The sequence below is a fragment of the Luteibaculum oceani genome, assembly GCF_007995015.1.
GTDB classification, from domain to species: Bacteria; Bacteroidota; Bacteroidia; order Flavobacteriales_D; family Luteibaculaceae; genus Luteibaculum; species Luteibaculum oceani.
In genome coordinates, this window is sequence record NZ_VORB01000030.1 from 1 (window position 1) to 701 (window position 701).

The following is a 701-nucleotide window of genomic DNA, read 5'->3' on the forward strand; positions in this document are numbered from 1 at the left end:
TGGCGACTGCCTTCAGACGGTTCTTTTACCTTCTCCAATAACAAGCAATCGAAAACCTTTGCCTTTGTTCCCGAGCCGGGTGAATACCAGTTCATTTGGGAAGAAACCAATGCGCCTTGTCCCGTTTCTCGCGATACTGTTTTTGCGACCTTCTTCGAGCAGCCCAAAGCCGACGCTGGAGTCGATTCACTCTTTTGTGGGACTTCGGCTCAGCTTTATGCCACTCCATCGGTAAGTGGACCTAAAAACCGTAGCTTCTGGATTTATAACGGTTCGGGGTCTGTGGTATACGAAGATGCGCAAGAGCCCAACTCCCGCGTTACCGTGGGTACTTCCGGTACTTACGATCTCATTTGGAGGGAAGAAGCTTCGGCTCAATGTGTAGATCACGATACCGTTTCTATTGTATTCTCCGATTTCCTTCGCGCTTCGGTAATCGATACCATTTGTTTGAACAACGGAGCCAACTACCAATTTGTAATCGATGTACGCGGTGGAGACCCCGCTTCCATTACCGTTAATGGTAAGCTCGTCGGTTCATTGCCCTATACCACACCGGTTCTTAACTCAGGACAACCCTACAAGTTTGGATTTAGCGATCAAAGTGGTTGTGGGTTCTCCGATACCCTTCGCACTTCCTATGGTTGTCCTTGTCTTAGCGATGCTGGTAGTCTTGTACAAGACACCCTTTTTGCTTGTAT

The 701-nt window shown here is 48.4% G+C and carries 1 protein-coding gene; it reads left to right on the forward strand.

What is annotated here, in order from left to right; all coding sequences use genetic code 11:
* The coding region (locus tag FRX97_RS12285; RefSeq protein WP_170227140.1) for a hypothetical protein at positions 1-701 on the forward strand (701 nt) is incomplete at both ends.